Origin of the sequence: Agrobacterium sp. B1(2019) (assembly GCF_008274755.1) — a bacterium.
In the GTDB taxonomy this organism is placed as follows: Bacteria; Pseudomonadota; Alphaproteobacteria; order Rhizobiales; family Rhizobiaceae; genus Agrobacterium; species Agrobacterium salinitolerans.
In genome coordinates this window covers 716,932-734,213 of the sequence record NZ_VTPB01000001.1, presented here as the reverse complement: position 1 = coordinate 734,213, position 17,282 = coordinate 716,932, and the positions used below count along the sequence as shown (strand labels likewise).

The 17,282-nt window shown below is 55.0% G+C and carries 17 protein-coding genes and 1 pseudogene; 8 read left to right on the top strand and 10 right to left on the bottom strand.

Annotated features, from left to right (window positions below; translation table 11 throughout):
- Nucleotide 1 precedes the first annotated feature (1 nt).
- From hflK to AGR1_RS03490, 6 genes and pseudogenes are all read right to left on the bottom strand, one after another.
- Nucleotides 2-1,120 (bottom strand): FtsH protease activity modulator HflK, encoded by a 1,119-nt coding sequence (hflK, locus tag AGR1_RS03515; RefSeq protein WP_149146202.1) that lies wholly within the window; start codon nucleotides 1,118-1,120, stop codon nucleotides 2-4.
- 143 nt (nucleotides 1,121-1,263) lie between these two features.
- On the bottom strand, nucleotides 1,264-1,791 hold the full coding sequence (locus AGR1_RS03510; RefSeq protein WP_149146201.1) for a dihydrofolate reductase: 528 nt from the start codon (nucleotides 1,789-1,791) through the stop codon (nucleotides 1,264-1,266).
- Nucleotides 1,788-2,093 (bottom strand): annotated as a pseudogene (gene thyA / locus AGR1_RS03505) (thymidylate synthase); the annotation flags it as partial. The pseudogene thyA and the gene AGR1_RS03510, both read right to left, overlap by 4 nt.
- A 621-nt stretch (nucleotides 2,094-2,714) precedes the next feature.
- Nucleotides 2,715-3,335: a hypothetical protein gene (locus AGR1_RS03500; protein WP_149146200.1), complete on the bottom strand. Its 621-nt coding sequence runs from the start codon at nucleotides 3,333-3,335 to the stop codon at nucleotides 2,715-2,717.
- Between the two features lie 787 nt (nucleotides 3,336-4,122).
- The gene (locus tag AGR1_RS29470) at nucleotides 4,123-4,353 is read right to left on the bottom strand and encodes a hypothetical protein (RefSeq protein WP_173989562.1); all 231 of its coding nucleotides are present in this window, start codon (nucleotides 4,351-4,353) and stop codon (nucleotides 4,123-4,125) included.
- The gene (locus tag AGR1_RS03490; RefSeq protein WP_149146199.1) at nucleotides 4,353-4,646 is read right to left on the bottom strand and encodes a hypothetical protein; all 294 of its coding nucleotides are present in this window, start codon (nucleotides 4,644-4,646) and stop codon (nucleotides 4,353-4,355) included. Before AGR1_RS03490 ends, AGR1_RS29470 begins: the two co-directional genes overlap by 1 nt.
- Nucleotides 4,647-5,102: 456 nt before the next feature.
- Here AGR1_RS03490 and AGR1_RS03485 point away from each other — a divergent pair, with 456 nt between their 5' ends.
- Together AGR1_RS03485 and AGR1_RS03480 are read left to right on the top strand one after the other, a co-directional pair.
- The gene (locus AGR1_RS03485; RefSeq protein ID WP_149146198.1) at nucleotides 5,103-5,465 is read left to right on the top strand and encodes a hypothetical protein; all 363 of its coding nucleotides are present in this window, start codon (nucleotides 5,103-5,105) and stop codon (nucleotides 5,463-5,465) included.
- A 345-nt stretch (nucleotides 5,466-5,810) separates the two neighbouring features.
- Nucleotides 5,811-6,263, top strand: coding sequence for a hypothetical protein (locus AGR1_RS03480; RefSeq protein WP_149146197.1), 453 nt, complete (start codon nucleotides 5,811-5,813; stop codon nucleotides 6,261-6,263).
- 165 nt (nucleotides 6,264-6,428) lie between these two features.
- Here AGR1_RS03480 and AGR1_RS03475 read toward each other — a convergent pair whose 3' ends face one another.
- Entirely contained in the window at nucleotides 6,429-7,187 is a 759-nt protein-coding gene (locus AGR1_RS03475; protein WP_149146196.1) for a hypothetical protein, read from the bottom strand.
- An 886-nt stretch (nucleotides 7,188-8,073) separates the two neighbouring features.
- Between AGR1_RS03475 and AGR1_RS03470 the strand changes: the two genes are divergently transcribed.
- The gene (locus AGR1_RS03470) at nucleotides 8,074-8,562 is read left to right on the top strand and encodes a hypothetical protein (RefSeq protein ID WP_149146195.1); all 489 of its coding nucleotides are present in this window, start codon (nucleotides 8,074-8,076) and stop codon (nucleotides 8,560-8,562) included.
- A gap of 230 nt (nucleotides 8,563-8,792) precedes the next feature.
- Here the strand turns inward: AGR1_RS03470 and AGR1_RS03465 are convergent, their stop codons facing one another.
- The 3 genes from AGR1_RS03465 to AGR1_RS03455 all read right to left on the bottom strand — a co-directional run bounded on the left by AGR1_RS03465 (nucleotide 8,793) and on the right by AGR1_RS03455 (nucleotide 10,895).
- Nucleotides 8,793-9,059 carry a hypothetical protein gene (locus AGR1_RS03465; RefSeq protein ID WP_149146194.1) on the bottom strand — a complete coding sequence of 89 codons (267 nt, stop codon included), beginning with the start codon at nucleotides 9,057-9,059 and terminating at the stop codon, nucleotides 8,793-8,795.
- A gap of 119 nt (nucleotides 9,060-9,178) precedes the next feature.
- A complete protein-coding gene (locus AGR1_RS03460) occupies nucleotides 9,179-10,462 on the bottom strand; it encodes an MBL fold metallo-hydrolase (protein WP_149146193.1) in 1,284 nt (427 codons plus the stop codon).
- A gap of 100 nt (nucleotides 10,463-10,562) precedes the next feature.
- A complete protein-coding gene (locus AGR1_RS03455) occupies nucleotides 10,563-10,895 on the bottom strand; it encodes a helix-turn-helix transcriptional regulator (protein WP_108081869.1) in 333 nt (110 codons plus the stop codon).
- Nucleotides 10,896-10,999: 104 nt separating this feature from the next.
- Here AGR1_RS03455 and AGR1_RS03450 point away from each other — a divergent pair, with 104 nt between their 5' ends.
- The 5 genes from AGR1_RS03450 to AGR1_RS03430 all read left to right on the top strand — a co-directional run bounded on the left by AGR1_RS03450 (nucleotide 11,000) and on the right by AGR1_RS03430 (nucleotide 17,065).
- The gene (locus AGR1_RS03450; protein ID WP_149146192.1) at nucleotides 11,000-11,317 is read left to right on the top strand and encodes a hypothetical protein; all 318 of its coding nucleotides are present in this window, start codon (nucleotides 11,000-11,002) and stop codon (nucleotides 11,315-11,317) included.
- A complete protein-coding gene (locus tag AGR1_RS03445; protein ID WP_149146191.1) occupies nucleotides 11,314-13,338 on the top strand; it encodes an AAA family ATPase in 2,025 nt (674 codons plus the stop codon). The genes AGR1_RS03450 and AGR1_RS03445 overlap by 4 nt, the downstream gene beginning before the upstream one ends.
- Entirely contained in the window at nucleotides 13,313-13,690 is a 378-nt protein-coding gene (locus AGR1_RS03440; RefSeq protein WP_149146190.1) for a hypothetical protein, read from the top strand. Before AGR1_RS03445 ends, AGR1_RS03440 begins: the two co-directional genes overlap by 26 nt.
- A gap of 313 nt (nucleotides 13,691-14,003) precedes the next feature.
- Nucleotides 14,004-15,224, top strand: a complete 1,221-nt coding sequence (locus AGR1_RS03435) for an SIR2 family protein (protein WP_149146189.1) — start codon at nucleotides 14,004-14,006, stop codon at nucleotides 15,222-15,224.
- Entirely contained in the window at nucleotides 15,221-17,065 is a 1,845-nt protein-coding gene (locus tag AGR1_RS03430; RefSeq protein WP_108081864.1) for an ATP-binding protein, read from the top strand. The genes AGR1_RS03435 and AGR1_RS03430 overlap by 4 nt, the downstream gene beginning before the upstream one ends.
- Nucleotides 17,066-17,282: the final 217 nt, after the last annotated feature.

The window sequence follows — 17,282 nt, the reverse complement described above, 5'->3', positions numbered from 1 at the left end:
ATCAGTTGCCTCCCTTCTGTGCTGCGCCCGGATTGTTGCGCATGATCTCGTTCAAAGGCAGATAAGGCACTACGCCCTGTTTCTCGTCGATGATGATCTTGTTGGAACCCTTCAGAACCTGCTCCATCGTTTCCAGGAACATGCGCTGGCGGGTCACATCGGGCGCCGTGCGATACTGGTCATAGATGGAGACGAAGCGCTGCGCCTCACCCTGTGCCTCGTTAACGACGCGCGACTTATAGGCGTTCGCTTCTTCGAGGATCTGCGCGGCCTGACCGCGAGCGGCACCGAGCTTCTGGTTGGCGTACTGATTGGCTTCCTGAACGAAGCGGTCTTCGTCCTGTTCGGCACGCTGCACTTCATCGAAGGCGTCAGCCACTTCGCGCGGCGGCGCCGCATCTTCAATGGCCACGGCATTGATGGAGATGCCGGCGCCATAACCGTCCATGGTGGACTGGATGATGCTGCGCACGTCAGAAGCGATTGCCTGGCGGTTGTCGCGGAAAATGTCCTGTGCCGGACGACGACCGACGACTTCGCGCATGGCGCTCTCGGAAACCTGCTGCAGCGTCTCGGCCGGGCTGTCGACGTTGAAGAGATAGGATTTCGGATCCGAAACCGTATAGAGCACCGAGAACTGCACGTTGACGATGTTCTGGTCGCCCGTCAGCATCACGCCGCTCGATGAAGACGACGAGGCGCGCGAGCCGATATTCTGCTGCTGTTCCGTGACCTTGACGATTTCCACCGTCTCGATCGGCCACAGATGGAAATGCAGGCCGGGCATCGAGATTTCGTCCTTCGGACGTCCGAAACGCAGTTCCACACCGCGCTCATCCGGCTGGACGGTATAGATGGACTGGATGCCGAGAAAAACCAGCACGACGAGAACCACAATGGCGATTGCGCCGCCGTTGAAGCCGCCGGGCAACACATTCTTGAAACGGTCCTGGCTGCGCCGGATGATCTCTTCGAGATCGGGCGGGCCGCCATTACCGCCGCCGCCGCCGCGAGGCCGGTTAGGCCCCTGCCCCCAAGGGCCGCCGCCGCCGCCCTGGTTGTTTCCTCCACCGCCGCCGCCCCAAGGGCCGCCGCCGCCATTCTGATTGCTCCAGGGCATCAATACCTCTTTATAAAAGCCTCTCCCGGTTCCGTTCGAAAGCGATTGCTCGCGTGCGGCGGGAATATGGACCCGTTATAGGAAGGAGAAGCGTCCGTTTCAACGCAGAGGTGGTAACTAAATACCCGATCCGGGTAAATAGTTCACTTTGCCGCGGCTCTTCGCACATAAGTGGTAAACAGAACCGGATAATTGTCCTTTTCCCCCGCAGGAGCGGGGATTTCCTCGGTTTTCTCAAAAACGGCGGGATCGATTTCCGGGAAAAAAGTGTCGCCATCGAGTTTTACCGCCACATGGGTGACGGAAAGTTGATCGGCAAAGGGCATGGCCTGACGGTAAATCTCACCGCCGCCGGCGACAAAAACCTCGTCCACGCCCAGTTCCGAAGCCTTCGTCTTTGCAAGCCTGACGGCCTCATCCAGAGACGAAACGACATCGACACCTTGCGGTCGGTAATCGGGATTGCGGCTGACAATGATATGCGGGCGGCCCGGCAATGGACGCTCGCCAACGGACAAAAACGTCTTACGCCCCATGATGAGCGGCTTGCCCATCGTCATCGCCTTGAAGCGCTTGAGGTCGGTGGAGAGTTTCCACGGCATGTCGAGGTCGCGGCCAATGACGCCGTTTTCGGATACCGCGACGATGATGGTGACGCGCGGCTCGCTCATACCGCGATCGGCGCCTTGATGCTTGAATCGGCCTCGTAGTTTTCCAGGGTAAAGTCTTCGAACTTAAAGGCGAAAAGGTCCTTTACACCCGGGTTGAGGCGCATCGTCGGCAGCGCCTTGGGCGTACGCGTCATCTGCAGCTTCGCCTGTTCGAAATGATTGGCATAGATATGCGCATCGCCGAGCGTATGGACGAAATCGCCGGGTTTAAGGCCCACGACCTGCGCCACCATCAGCGTCAAAAGCGCATAGGACGCGATGTTGAAGGGTTTTCCGACATCATCATTTTTTTTATTCATTTGGTACTCGGCTCTCAAAGGAATCACACGTCTATCATGACGCCATACGCCGCGAACGGAAAGGCCCTCTCAGCTTGTTCCCTGTTCGATCCCGCAGAGGGATCGGACTTTTTGATGTTCCCCGTCCCGATGCCTTGGCATAGCCATGTAAGGATGCGCTTGTCACCCGGAGGCCAAACTCCGTTTGACCGTAGGGCCGAACGTATGTGAGGACGCTTTAGCGTTGACTAGCGCAGCTGTCATGGCACCCTCAATCGATCGGTACGAATACAAACAAAGTCGGGCGAAGCCCGTCCGCTTGAATCGGACAAACTTGAAAAACGTCGGTTCACTAAACTCTAATCAGTTTAATTTTCGCATGAGCTATTTCGCGGAAATGCGCAGAACTATCACTCTTCGGCCTTCGCCATTTGAGGAGACTCCACCTAACTCCCGCCCCGTAAACTGGTCCAGGTAGAGTGAATTCGACGCCAAGGTCATCGTAGGCCTTTTGTATGCGTTCGATGGAGTCGAGCGACACCTTTCTTTACCCACTTTCGGCATAGCGTAGTGTCGGTAGGGATACCTTAGCCTTTCTGGCAAAATCCCTGAAGACAATTGAAAGTCCGATGCTGGGGATGCGCGCTACGCTCTCCGCCGGGCACGCAATACCCTCACCATCTGAGGTGGAACGAATATTTCGCTCTCGCCACGTTCTGTGAATACCGTCCAGATGTCGCGCTTGCTGACGATACCTTGATAAATCGCCGCGTTCTCGACGGCTACGCCACGATGCCCTGTCGCGAAACTCTTGGCAACGACCAACTCAGTCGTCCACGACCAACCGTTCCGAGTGCTACGACTGGCTCCACGGTAGACTCGCACCTCATTGGGCAGGGATTCAAAAAACGCGAGATCTTTCCCGCTCAAATATGCCCATCCCCGCGTTCCTTCTGTAAAGCACTCTTCAAAGTCTTCGAAAAGCGAAACGCTGAACTGATCGCATGTGGGCCATACGGACTGAAATATTGACCATTTATGCTTATCCGACATCCACAATCGTGCCAGCAAATCTATCAATTTTGGCCCGCGATCCGTGCTGTTGATCCCGATGCCGAAGAGCTGCTCCGCCGCCCACTCGACTGCCTCCGCGGCAGATTTGTCGCTCCAATAGCCGAGTTCGAAATGTTCGGCGGCATTCCACTTTAGTCCGGCAAGCTTCTCGCGTCCGACCTCCTGTATCTCATCCGCCACAAGATTAGTCATTCGATTTCCGATCACTTCTGTTTTCTTCAAATAGGGGAATGGTTGACCGCATTCCCCGTGTCGTCAACGCCACCCGCCATATATCGTCAGATTTTCCGCGATCCACCTTCTATGAAGGCCGCGAGTAATCCAGTGCAAAGTGCTACTCGGTAATTTTCGCAAGCTCCGCGCACGTCATTGGCGAATACCCAACAGGGCAAACCTATGATGCGGCATCACCGGTCAATACCTCGGCAGCCGGATGGTCAGCGAGGTTTGCCCTGACCTCTTCACGGCAGGCGATTTTTCCGCGGGAAAACCGCAATGAACATCACCGCGATAAAATCGAACGAGACTTACTATCTAGGTATTTTTTTGCGACCACTGCGATGGAGATGGCATCCAGTTCCGTCATTTCCGCGAACCGCCCTCCCCATCCCAAAGCACGCTCTCTGATTTTTGTGGCAGCAACTTCGACCTCGATGCCGCACAACTGAGACGTGTTAATCGCCATCGATTGCGTTATGGGTTGAGGTTTTGAATGGTTAGCGAATGGAGCCTCCCGAGGTTTGGCTAGGATGCCGAGCCCAGCTGCGGACGCCCGCACCAACGCACCCCTCGCGTGCTCACCGACGCCAATCAATGCGGTTCCATTTGAAGGACATTTTTCGACGGAACCGTCTGGGCGATGGAAACGCAGCTTCGGCGTGAAGAGCACCAGATCAGCAACGCTCCACGCCTCTCTGAACCAAGGCGCGCTTGTGCGGTCGGGCACTAATGCAATGCCGTTTCCGTGATTGAAGAATTTCTATAGCCAGGGCACAAGGCCGTTCCTTCCACCAAATGGTGGGTTCATCCAGACGAACCCATGCCAATCCTGTTCAAGGCTTCGCTCATCAATAAACCGCGTGGCGGGCACGAATGTCTTGATGCCTTTCGGCGATGCCACGTCGGTATCGAACACCGCTCCAAGCGCGTCGAAGACGTGTTTTGACGTGAACCACTCGTCCGAAGCGCCCGGCTGATCCCAGTATCCCATCAGCTCAATGTGCCTGGGTTCGAAACGAACTTGTCTAAATCCTCGTCAACCGGCGCAGGATCAACGCCCGCATCCACATTCGAGACCCAGATCCAACTCATGACGAACGCGCCATCCTCACTCCTGGACACCACCGCATCGGGGTCAACCTCAAGGTCGTCACTCGTCTCAACGGCATTCAAAAACGCTTGGTCGTCTGGGTCGACTGGCGCGCGCAATTTCTTGGCAACGCTGCTGTCCGGCATAAAAGTCAAAATTAGGCTGATCTCCTCAGCGTTTAGATTGATCCACATTTCAGTATTCCGTACCACGCTACGAACAGCGTCGGTCACGAATCCGTCGGCCGCAAGGCAGAAAAATTGTCACTCCAGTCCTCTGACGCGCATTGGCGCGACCGAAATTGTCAATCTCCTAGGGGACAGACGACGCTTGTTAGGGACGCCTGCGCGTCAAGCCCTAATCCGGTGCCGCAGCCTGTTTTGATCGAGACCCTATTGCATTTCCTTCATCGTCTCACCGTTCTGGCCGCGTACGACGCGTGGAAGCTTGTGCTGGAAAATGCTGAAGTCATTCCCGACGGTGGGGCACGGATAGCGTTTTCGCTCACGCGCATTCCGTGGGTCCACGATAATCGACAAATCAGATGAGAAGTTGCAAGGGCCGAAAAGCCTTTGAAACGCTGCGGAATCGGTTGCGCCGACGGCAAATGAACAACAGCATTGGTGTGCAGGCAACATAGGAGAGCTTGAGTGGGGCTGACCATCATCGCGACTAAAACATCAACACGATTGCAAAAGCAGACTGACATCGAATGGGAGGTCAATCCTATTGTCCATGATTGGCCCCGCCATCCTGACCTGTATGGTTGGCTGGAAGCGCTATATTTCCAGAAAGGCGGAAAATTCGATGAACTCGCGGGTTCCACAGTCCGGTTGGATGCGCATGACATTGACGAGCTGGAGCGTGCAATTCGGAAAAGGAACCTTCCAAAATTCAACCGTTTCCCCTGTCAGAGTGACGGGTCAGAACGAGATGACGACTTGCTTTTCATCTCGAAGGCGCGCGATGAGATCGCGGCTGGATTCGAAATCGTTGTCTCCGCGAACTATTAACAGCGATGTCAACAACCGCAGGCCCCAGGCTCAATGATCGGGGTTGGAATAAATAGCCCGCGTTGGGCTCGTCCCGGTCTGTCTTTTTGAACATGGCGAAAAAAACGGATGGACCTTAAGCCGAGATCACTGGCTATCTGCTTAATAGCCATTCCCTGTTCAACCCAGGTCAGTGATTCAATCCATCCCAACTTGGCCTATCTGGCGGAGCAATTTGGTTATACAGGACGGTCAATGGCTCCGCGCAAAAGCGACCGATCTCAAAATCTCCTATTGCCGAAACTATACTATTGCGCCGACGCTTAATTCATAGATCATATTTGTATCACAACTTGAATTCAGCCCATGACACGAAATATTGAAATCTTATTGTTGCCCAAGGGGCTTGCACCACTCGAAGCGATAAAGTCGGATGTTGAGCATCTACGAGGATTCTGGCAGGTGATCCATTCGTTTATTGAAAGCGTGGAAAGCCAATTTGAGGCCGATCGCGCTCGTAAGCGAGGAGCTCGTCGCCAGGTTCTAGACAACCTTCGAAACGTTCTTCGAAGCTGTGCACGCCACTATATTTTTCCCGAAACCGATGGCGATTGGCTGGCTCTTCTGAAGAAATCCACCTGGAACCAAAGCGCAAGAGCGAATGTGGTATCGACCGGCATCGTTATTCTTAGCGGAATGCGCACCGTTTGCGATGACAATATGGATCCAGAGCTGACGGAAACCCAAAATCAGGCACTGGACCTTATCGCCGCTGTATTGTTCGAGCTAGTGGACACCAACGATATCGCCGCGTCATAAACAAGCGTGCCGATCTCCGACAGACGCCCGGGCTCGGAACGGCAGCAATTGCATCAAAGAACCCCAGATCGCGAGAGCGCAGGATCACTTGATCTATTGTCCACGCACACTTTGGCACCTTAAGATCACGAGTTGGACGTCAAAATTTAACGTAGTGCGCGGCGCTCAGCGATAAAATCGCTGAGCGGATGCTTCGCTTTTCAACCGCTTTGTCAGTTGCGACAAGATCGAGTTGACCTCCTCAACTGTCATGTCCTCGGCCGCTCCCGTTGAATCCTTCAGCAGTTCCGCCAATATCTCTGTCATCCGATCTTGATGATGCGCGTAGCCAGGCTGTCTCGCATCCTGCTTAGCAGCGTTCCTCGTCTCCTGTTGTGACCAATGCAACTCAAGCTCGGTTCCGCCTTCGAACAGGCCAGCGATTTTCATGTAAGGCGAAATCGCAACCGAAAAATCTGTATCATCGAGATCAGCGGCGCTGAAGCCTTTCGGATATTGCTCAAGATGCAAGTCCCAGTCGCCCGTGGCCACAAGCCCCATAGCTTCATCCGGGCTATCGGCTTTCACAAAAACCGTCGCCCAAATTTCCGGATCGGCCCAGATCCGCAAGCCCTTTGGAGGGAAATTGTTACGGGGTTGGGCAATTACGGCTCGTTCCGGCCGATTAGCGAACAGCGAATTGACGGTGTCCAGTTTGACCACAACCGGAACACTATCCGGGTGGGCATACGCGGTCATACCAGTGCTGAGGCTGACCTCGGGAAGGAAGGGACTGTCGAAAGTTTCCAACGAAAACCAGTCGCGGTTGTTGGCATCGATTTGTTTGCCGAGAATCTCGCCCAGTTTGCCTCTGGCGGATTCGATGTTTTCCGCCTGAATGTAGGCGGTCGCGCAAAAGCGGATATCGATTTGAAAAATGCTCATTTCGGGTATTCCAAACTCAACTGTGAAATACGGTCAGGCGAATTTCCGTTGTTGTCAACAGGCTTATGAAGATGAACGGAATAGTCGCCCGCTCATGATCCTCAAGCCATGCTATATAAAATTACATATTAGATTCAGAATATTGCGAAGCCAATCATTGAAGGCCACGATCCAACAGGGCCCGTTCAACGTCGAAAGTCGCGCAAGGCACACCGCAAACCGCTATGTTCGCATCGGGGGTGCACCATATTCGGCGGGAGGCCAAATTACGCCATCTCCAGAGAATGGATCGCTTATGTAGTTCGGTGCATTTCGCGGCACTTGGTGAGATGGCCTTCACCTTGAGTCGCGAAGTCGAGTATTTCCGTTCGTTATTGGCACGCTTTCAAAAATCGGCATCAGGCATTGGGTTCGCATTGGCACTCCCCGGTTCAAGCGAAATGTTTGCGTCCCTTACCTGCTCATGGAACCAGGCCAACAGAAAGCAAAATATCGCACTATTGATCTCGGAGGCCCAGAAGCCAGCCAACTTTGCGATTTAGCCCGAGAGCTCCTAAGCACACATGAAGATAGCCGTGCCATTGTTTCCAGCCCAACAGCTCTTTTATTTCGGGGTTGCACTGAGGGGCAACGCCCTTTTGCCAGCGAGACCGTTCGCGTCAGGCACCGAGACCTTTCACTACTGGCTTTCGCGAGGCCTGCAGACATAGCAGAGGCGAAGGAGAGGTGCGGTCGTTCCCGGATCTATTGAGTCCGACCGGCGCTACACGCGACACGTTTGGTTCGCCGATGGCGATGGCGGCCCAAAAATTTGAGCGCGCATTTTTCTGCTTGCACCATTCGCCGCCGCAGAAGACCCTATTCATGAAGAACGGGGAGTAGCCATATGCGTATCATAGAAGAGCTTAGAGAATTAGCAGCCGGACCCGTCGTCTCGAAAGGTGTCCTCGAACGGCCTGCGTATGCCACCGTTTATAGACATACGTTATGCGAATTTATCCACGCTTTTGAGACCGGCATCGATCCCAACAGTACGTTACTCCGTCCGCGCGGCAACAATGTTCGAAAAGCGCTGTTGAACGCTTTGGACGAACTTGTACGCACGGGGCCGGTTCTTCATCACGACCATAGCCGAGCCGCCGGTACCATCGCACGGCAGTGGGACCGTTCAGCCTGGCTTGCGGCGCTCGCTCTCGCGCGGGACACGCTACAGCAACTTTCAGAGGTGGATCATCTTAAACAAGGCTGCGAAACATCGGTGATCGCGAGCCGGAGCGCCATCAATGCAATTGCAAGCACGCTTCTGTCGATTTCCGGTGGGCTCGACATCCCAGATCCAGGGTCGCGGTCGGCGTTTGCTGGTGCGGCTCCTTAACTTTGCCCCTGATGGTTAGAAAAGCCCAGAACCCCAAGGTTTTTGCTCTCGACCCACTGTGCATACTCTTTGAGTTGCTCCAAAAGATCGTCCGCATCCGAAAGCAGCATGGAGCGCCCGCAGTATCGCGCCAGGTCATTGTTTCCGAGGATGCGGGCCAGGATGGTTTCCTGAGCTTCAGCAGTCGATTTCCCAACTCATCACTGCTTTTGCCATTGGAGTACCCTACATCATACGCTGACGTTTGTCAGTATATGCTTAGCAGTTGCCACAGGTCTGCCCTTGAGAAGCTCAGTGCCGCTCCGGCTTTCTGCCACTCGTGAAGCACGGCGAGCCTTCGCAGGCGCAGCGAGTTCAAAGCCAGGATCGTAGACCTCTATCACCTTCTCGAATGCCGACTTCTGGTCGCCGAGGGCGACGATCTCGGGTCGCAGCGCCTCGAACGTGGCACCCGTCTCACCCAGTTGCGCTTTCAATTCTTGTACGATTTCCACCATACGCATTACTCCTGACACACGAGGAGATAGCATCAGCCCTCATCGGTATCTCTTGGCACTTGCTATCCATGATGCCGGGGGCTCCGATGGAGCGAAGGTTGCCCTACGCGGGTTCGCCTTTATTTCAGATATCTATCACCCCGGCCATAATGGGGGTAATCAGCCGCCGTAGAAATCCAAGGACGTAGGCCCGCAGATACGTGTGACGCTTTGGTTGCTAGGTCCGGATGGCGGTAAACGTTGCGCGAGCCGAATGAGACAACCGACTTCTCGAACTTTCCTGAAGGTGTAGGAAGTCCTTTTAAGCCACCAGAACATTTCGCGCCGTGATGACTTACGACGAGATACTCGACCGGTTTGTTGACGCCAGCTGGCAGCGTCGAATATGCAGCGTCTCCGGTGAGTAGTGCACGCTTACCACTTGCCAGCTTTGCTACAACTGCCAGCCCGGTGTCATTCACATTTCCTGCGGTGCCGGAGCATTCAGCTACCGAAACTGCCGCGGAGTTGTAGGCGTGCCTGGCTGGCCAAACATGAAGACCACCCCTTCTCGCTATAATAAGGGCCAGCCGCGCGGCCCCCGGCCCCAGCTTCTGAGAAGGAACAATCCACTTCGCGTCAAGCAACGCTGGGATCGAATAGGGAGCATGCAAGTGGTCCCAATCGAAGTGGGATAGAATAACGGTTTGCTGTTTAGCCGGTTGTACATTGATCGATTTCGGTGCTGTATGTCCGTTGAAGGAGATCGGGAGACCGGTGTCAAAGTGGAGGTAGGCGTCACCATCCTTGGTCAAGAAGGATGTGAAGCACGCTTGGCCCACGTCACGAACGACAATGGTTTCCGGCACTTGTATCTGCGCCAAAATCCCTTCGAGGACCGTAATGTCAGATGATACCGTCGCAACCTTGGAAAGCTCTGCGATGCTCTGGGGAAGCGTTTGCCTGCTTGCCGCCGCACCGAGGCTGCGAGGCCTTGGCCGGTCGGAGGGGTCTAGCGGATCCTCCAATGGTGATCCGGATATCGTCGAGCCTCGTGACTGATCATAGTAGCCGGTCGGCCCAAGCTGAGCATGCCAGGACATCAACCCTTTATGGAGGACGCCCGGCTCAAGTTCCAGGTGATACCATCCGCCAATGACCGGGGGTGATCCAAGCACTTCGGAGAAACGATGAGGCGTCGTTACAATCCGCACCAGACCGAATGCCCAGAACTCCCGGCCGTCGAAAAGTTCCTTTTTTACGTCGGTCGCCAAGTCAACTGAGCGCGCATCAATGCCGTCGAACTCGAAGGATGCACGACGATATGGCCGATCACTGAGGAAATCGATGCGGGAAAGTCGAGCGTATAAGCTCCGCCGAGGAAATTCTTTAAGATATCTTGTCGTCGGAATATCGATGAACAATGTAACCATACCCCTGCTCAAACGAACGTTGGGCAGTCTTAGCGGACACCTTGAAGATTGGGAATGAGTCTCTCTTGTAAGCTAGACCGCCGAGCAGCTGTCAGCCATCCTTTGAGCGCGTGTCCGGCTTATTCTCGTTAGGCTTGCGACGCCGAATGCCTGGGCCCTCCCCGGCGTTTTCGTGGATAAAGACAATTCCTTGCTCTTCCAACGCAACCTTTATCTTCTCAAGCGTCTCAATAGTCACCTTTTCAGGCGTTGTTTCCGCCTTGCGCAAAAACGGTACCGAGATCTTCAAAAGACGCGCCAAATCTTCCTGCGTTAAGCCAGCAAGAACGCGCGCAGCTCGGAGCGTTGAGGGATCAAATGACAATGCCATCCGTCCAAAAACATCCGCGTCAGGAAAAATGTCAACATAGCTTGCATTTTCCAAACCAAAACACCTATAAAGCAATAATACATTTGCATTTCAGAAACGAATCGTGCCTTTCTGTATGAAATTTTTTCTGTTTTCGAAACCAACCGGAGAATCAGCAAATGGATTTCACATCAACTTTCTACTCCGACGGTCTTCGGGAGATGGCCGCAACGTATAGCAGGCTAGCGGCAGATCTCACTTCTTTGGCCAAAGGGCACCTTCCCTATCCAGCGGTTACGATTGACGACTGGATCATCGTGAGGCGTGCAGTTCCTTGTCTGCTTGGTACGATGAACTCTCACCCATCAATCCACGATGGCAAAGGCGGCGTTACATCGGAGCTGATCTATATTGATCAGTCTCTCGGCATCGCCCGCACGACCAATCGCTGGTACAGCCTTGGCTCGCTCCTGGTTCAACAGGAGCTCCAGTCGTGACCGAAAAATATGACAGCGAGCTGCTCGACGCAGCCATCGCCGCAATGATGCAAGCCGCGAAGAGAGTCGATGAGGTGCGCTCCAAGATGCCACTGACCTTTCGGCGGAACGCTGCCTTCCAAGCTCTTGATAAAGGACCCCGCCTCTTCCTGGAGTGCTGCGCGTTCATCCAACTGTTGAAGCGGGTTCCAGCCTTCTTAAGCGCGCACACCTTCGTCCTAATCGTAAGAGTGCCGCGAAACTGGGTTTTGGACGATCTCGATACCGTTACAGCCCTGTGCCTCGGATCGACAGAAAACCGGCCTTCCCAGTTTGCCGCGTTCACCCATCCCGAAAGAAACAAGAAGGGTAAATGGGAATCTGTTCCTAAGGATATGTTGAGAGCAAGCAAGATTATCATCTTTGCGAATATTGGTTCGGATCTCCACCCAGTGATCGAGGCCATGGCGGACGCGGTCATGAACCTGAAACCGATGCAGGATGCCCATCTTGATGGCTTGGCTCGTCTGATGAATGCCGGGAAACTTTCAGCCGATCAGAAAGAATTTCTGCGCCAGCAAGAACCCGCCTTGCTTGACGGAATTTTCAGAAGCGGGCGACGTGCCTCGCTCTCTATCGAACGCCTGCAGCGTCAGCGAGTTCAGGTAGCGTCTGACAAAAACGTCCTCCCAATGCAGGCGTTCGGAGAGACCGGTCGTTGGGGCACGCAGCTGAAACACGACCTCTCTGCTTGGCGTCAAGGCAAGCTCTCTTGGGCGGACGTAGACAGGGGCATCCTCCTTTACGGTCCTCCAGGAGTAGGCAAAACAACATTCGCCTCATCGCTCGCTGTTGAATGTAACGCCCATTTTGTCCCCTGCTCGTTGGCCAAATGGCAGTCCCGCGGACATTTGGGAGATCTCCTGAAGGCCATGAATGCTGACTTCAACGAAGCCCGAGAGATGGCTCCCGCTATCCTTTTCATCGATGAAGTCGACGCGGTCGGCGACCGGCGCAGGTTCTCAGGCGATAATTCTCAATACTGCACGGAGGTCGTGACGGCCCTGCTCGAAGCGATTGATGGATCTATCAGCCGCGAGGGTGTGATTATCGTGGCCGCAACCAACTTACCGGATCGACTGGACCCCGCCCTCACTCGCGCGGGTCGACTGGAACGGCATGTCGAAATCCGTGCGCCATCCATCGACGACAGGATCGCCATCCTTGAATTCTATTTGCCCGAGCTATCCGGCGATTTGTCGGTTCTAGACGTAGCGGAAAAACTACCTGGATACACGGGTGCCGATCTTGAGTACCTAGCTCGGCAAGTGCGCCAATTCGCACGCATAGACAATCGTCAGGTTGAACCCACCGACTTGGAGCGGGCGTTGCCGAAGCGCCCTCGCCTTACCGAGCAAGAGATTTGGCGGGTTTGTGTCCACGAAGCGGGCCATGCGATTATCGCGAAACTGTTGAACGTTGGCGAGATAGTTTCGGTTGAAGTTTACGCATTCGACTACATCGCGAATGACAACCGCTATTCGCATGGAAACACGAAGGTCCATCAGCCCACTACGATGCTGAAGACCGCGACCGCCTTTCGGGCGGAAATAGCAGTCGGCTTGGCGGGCCTTGCTGCGGAGGAGATCATCTGCGGAGACCGCTCAACTTCTGCCGGTGGCTCGATTGAAAGCGATCTCGCCTCGGCAACGGAGATAGCTGCCCGGATGGTAGCGACTTTCGGCATGGGCACGGTAATAAGCTTCATGCCCATCCACCTCGTGGACTCGTCTGATCCGAGCTTTCTGGAACGACGACCGGATCTACGCAGGGAGATCGGCACTATTCTGAGGGCTGAATATCGCAAAGCCAAAGACGCCCTGAACGCTCACAAACCCATCCTTCTGCAGCTCGCCCATGCTTTGAAAACGGAGGGGAAACTGACCGGTCCGAAACTGGATGAGCTTCTTCGCCCACTCGACAAAAGCCCGTTAGGTCGCTCCGAAGAGTGGGAGGATGCCGATAGGCAGCAAGCGGTCTAAACAATTGGCGATCAAGATGATCGGCGCTTACGGGATGAGCCGGTGGCTATATGTGCTTCCAGGCCGCCATCTCGACCCCTTGGCACCTCAGCTGATCGAAAGAATACTTGGGCTTCATAACGAGGTCGATTTCCTCCTCAAGACCGAGCATGAACGCACAACTTACCCCCTGCGATCTCATCAGGCCGTCGTCTTCGCGATAGCCCAAGCGCAAAAAACCGAGCGCCGATTGTCGGGTCCTAGGCTTGCGGAATTGCTCGCGCCGCTGCGGCCGCCGATTCCGACAAGCGATGATGGTTCTGAAGGAAACGTCGCCCTCCCGTCACGAGCATCATTTCGTAATTATTCCTGACACGATACAAAAATGTTCGCGTCACCGCTCACCGCCGTCAAGCGTAGATCGCTGGAGACTGTTGTGTGCCGCAACAGCCGCCGGTCGCGTTCAATCCTAGCCCTTGGCGCACGGTTTCGCCTATTGGATGTTTATCATCCCCTCGCGCGACACCCGGCGCAGAGGACGTGGCAATCCATAGCCGCTGAGACGACCGGAGGCGCAACGCCTCAGCACGCTTGATTGCCTTGACCACACATCCATTCTTGACGAATCCCTCAGCAATACCGATGGTTGCGCCGCGAACGGGGAGCAAAACTGGGGGAATGCTGCAATGACGATCGACGTCGACGTGGCTGAACAATTCGAAAAGCATCTAAGCAGTCCTAAGCAGACATGGCTTCTGGGTGCAGGCGTCAGCTTCCCGGCTAATATTCCCCTCATGTACGCTCTGACGGCACGGGTGCTCGCAGTTGCCCGAAGCGAGCTGTTTCACGAGGATCCTGCCGCCTTGCGGATCCTCGCGTTTATTCAGGACGATTGCGGTGCGAATTCCCACATTGAGCACCATCTAACTCACCTGGGCGATCTGATCTCGATTGCGGCTAGGTCGCGGACCGGTGGCATCATGATCAGTGGCGAGCATGTTTCGAAGGATAAATTGATAGAGGTCCACCGCGGTCTGATCGGTGAAATCGCCGCCGCTGTCCGGTGGGGCTTCAAGGCCGCCCGTAAGGACGCGGACGGTGCCATAACCGATCCGGAAGTGGTCGGCACCAACGGCAAGTCGATCGTCGACATCGTCGGCCACAAGCAATTCATTTCGGCGGTCTTCGGATCGAACCGCGCCGGGTTGGATTTTGTTCGAACCCCGGTCGAGTTCTTTACAACGAACTACGACACACTGATCGAAGACGCCCTTGCCCTGACCGGAGTCGAGTTTCAAGACGGCTTCGTGGGAGGTGGGGTCGGCTTTTGGAATATCCGAAATTATAGCGCGACCGCCGGGACCAGAGCCATCGTCTCGAAGCTACATGGATCAATCGACTGGTATCAGCCGAGTTCAGGTAGTCCGAACATGCTGCGCGTTCGCAACGGCGACACATATCCTGGCGAAGGCGGGTCGGTGATGATCTATCCGCAGGCAACAAAGTACGTGAACACCCAACGCGACCCATTTGCGGAGATCTTTCAGAGGTTTCGGCAGCGCCTGTCTCAAGGCAATGATCATGTGGTTCTTGCCTGTGGCTATTCGTTCGGCGACGACCACATAAACGCCGAGTTCGAGATCGCGATGGCTTCTGCCAAAAACCAGCTTACCGTCGTCGCTTTCAGCGATGAACCGAAGGACGAACTTCCTCCGACGTTGCGCAAATGGCAATCGGAATCGTGGGCACAACGGCTTTTCATCGCCAGTCCTAAGGGCCTCTACCAGGGTCAGAAAGGGCCATTCTTCCCTGCCCCAGACGGAACGAGAAGCTGGTGGACTTTCGAGGGGGTCTCCAAGCTTCTTTCAAGCGGATTACCGAAGGACATCCTGGAGGCGATGGCATGAGCGCGTTTGCCCTAGACCCTGATCTGGAAATCGGAATCGTTTTTGAGGTAGCCGGAAGCGCCGTGAAGATCGCGCTGAAGCGCGACATAACAGAACTAACCAGAAGCCACAGTGGTCGCGTCTATGACGTTGGCCAGATCGGCAGCATCGTGAAGATGCACGCGGGACGGCGGATACTCTTCGCAACCGTGCGGTTGCTGCGCCTCCAGTCGGATGAAGAGGCCGCAGCCCTTTCGGTTCCACAAAGGAAAGCCGTCGATCAGGACCGCAGGGTGATCGAGGCAGACCTTTTAGGAGAAGCATGGTTCAATGCCGCCGAGGACAAGCTGTCCTTTAAGCGAGGCGTGTCGACCTACCCTCTCCCTCTCCAGGCGGTCCACCTGATCACCAAGGAAGAGACCGATAGACTTTTCGCGAGTGCGGAAAAGTCGTCAGAGGACGGTGTCGACCGGCTTGTTCCAATAGGAAGTTACGTCGGCACAACGAGGGTGTCGTGCCGGGCAAATGTAGATAAACTTTTTGGTCATCACTGCGCAATACTCGGATCGACCGGCTCGGGGAAGTCCAGCGCGGTCGCAGCTGTACTTCATTCCGTTCTGGAGCATCAAGGTCAACCTGATCATCCGACCCGTCCGTGCATAGTTCTCATTGACCCTCATGGCGAATATGCTGCAGCATTCAATGGCAAGTCTCAGGTATTCAGAGCCTATAACGCATTGGGCCAGAACCCGGCGGGCATAGCGACACTGAAGCTACCCTACTGGCTGATGTCGAGCGATGAGTTCCGATCCCTGGTGATCGGAAAAACGGAGTTCGAAGCGACGTCTCAGGCCAATACCGTTTACAAGGCGCTTGCCCACGCCCGTATGGTCGCGGCAGGACTCGCGCGAAGTGCTATCGGTGACATCCCAGGCGACCTACCAGCGGGCCAGCATCCCGAGCAGCCGATGCCAATGCCAGGCATCACGGAAGAACAACTGCTGGCATTCGACCGCGATAAGCCGAGGCCATTCCGGCTGGCAGAATTTCTGGCTCACATAAAGGGCAGACAAGCGAAGCGGTGGAACAATGGTGCATGGGTCGACGTGACACCGTCCGACTTCCAAAAGGATTATGTTTCGATCCTGAATAAGTTTCGCGTGCTTACGACTGACCCACGCGTCCGGTTTTTGATGGAAGAGCATAGTGGCGACTCTCCTACCTTGGCCAATATTCTCGGTCAATTTTTGAATATCGATGGTGCCGCCGACGCTTGCCTGAAGATCGTCGACATCTCTGGCCTTCCGAATGAAGTGGCTGGTCCCCTTGCCGGTGCGATTGCACGCCTCCTTTTCCAATACAAGCTGCATCAGACGCGTGAGGATAGAGAGAAGGATCCCATGCTCTTCGTTTGCGAAGAGGCGCATCGATATGTGCCAAACAGGGGCGACGCCCAGTACGAGGTTGCCCAGTCAGCAGTCCGTCGCTTGGCCCGTGAGGGCCGCAAGTACGGTCTCGGCCTGATGCTCGTCTCTCAAAGACCGTCCGATATCGAGGACACGGTGATTTCTCAATGCAATTCATGGATTGTCCTACGCTTGGCTAATAGCAGCGACCAGGAACACGTTTCACGCATCCTACCCGACAGCCTTGCTGGCATGACAAAAGTTCTTTCGTCGCTGCCGCGACAAGAGGCACTGTTTGTCGGGGAAGCTGCCGCCATTCCCGCGCGTATTAAGCTACGTACATTGACCAAAGATCAACTGCCGGACTCGAACGACATCTCGTTTGCAAAAGGCTGGTCGTCAGAGGGCACGACGACGCAAGGCCTTGCGGCAATCGTCGAACGAATGACGGGTTAGGATAAGCACTGTCCCGCGTCGGCGTCTCACACATTTCCCGCTTCGCCAGGAACGGCGATAGGAGCAATCTGCGCCAGGCGTTCGACGTTTAGAGTCACCTTCTGATAGACGATTCCCTAACCAGATTGCGACTTCCAAGTGTTTTCCCTACCAAGTCGCCAGTTCCCAAATGCGATGTATTACGTATCTTGAGCCAATCTTCCAGCTACTTGCGGTC

What these genes read in the sequence shown, in the direction of transcription:
- hflK (WP_149146202.1), bottom strand. Translation starts at nt 1,120, where the DNA reads ATGCCCTGGAGCAATCAGAATGGCGGCGGCGGCCCTTGGGGCGGCGGC.
- AGR1_RS03510 (WP_149146201.1), bottom strand. Translation starts at nt 1,791, where the DNA reads ATGAGCGAGCCGCGCGTCACCATCATCGTCGCGGTATCCGAAAACGGC.
- AGR1_RS03500 (WP_149146200.1), bottom strand. Translation starts at nt 3,335, where the DNA reads ATGACTAATCTTGTGGCGGATGAGATACAGGAGGTCGGACGCGAGAAG.
- AGR1_RS29470 (WP_173989562.1), bottom strand. Translation starts at nt 4,353, where the DNA reads ATGGGATACTGGGATCAGCCGGGCGCTTCGGACGAGTGGTTCACGTCA.
- AGR1_RS03490 (WP_149146199.1), bottom strand. Translation starts at nt 4,646, where the DNA reads ATGTGGATCAATCTAAACGCTGAGGAGATCAGCCTAATTTTGACTTTT.
- AGR1_RS03480 (WP_149146197.1), top strand. Translation starts at nt 5,811, where the DNA reads ATGACACGAAATATTGAAATCTTATTGTTGCCCAAGGGGCTTGCACCA.
- AGR1_RS03475 (WP_149146196.1), bottom strand. Translation starts at nt 7,187, where the DNA reads ATGAGCATTTTTCAAATCGATATCCGCTTTTGCGCGACCGCCTACATT.
- AGR1_RS03470 (WP_149146195.1), top strand. Translation starts at nt 8,074, where the DNA reads ATGCGTATCATAGAAGAGCTTAGAGAATTAGCAGCCGGACCCGTCGTC.
- AGR1_RS03465 (WP_149146194.1), bottom strand. Translation starts at nt 9,059, where the DNA reads ATGGTGGAAATCGTACAAGAATTGAAAGCGCAACTGGGTGAGACGGGT.
- AGR1_RS03450 (WP_149146192.1), top strand. Translation starts at nt 11,000, where the DNA reads ATGGATTTCACATCAACTTTCTACTCCGACGGTCTTCGGGAGATGGCC.
- AGR1_RS03440 (WP_149146190.1), top strand. Translation starts at nt 13,313, where the DNA reads ATGCCGATAGGCAGCAAGCGGTCTAAACAATTGGCGATCAAGATGATC.
- AGR1_RS03435 (WP_149146189.1), top strand. Translation starts at nt 14,004, where the DNA reads ATGACGATCGACGTCGACGTGGCTGAACAATTCGAAAAGCATCTAAGC.
- AGR1_RS03430 (WP_108081864.1), top strand. Translation starts at nt 15,221, where the DNA reads ATGAGCGCGTTTGCCCTAGACCCTGATCTGGAAATCGGAATCGTTTTT.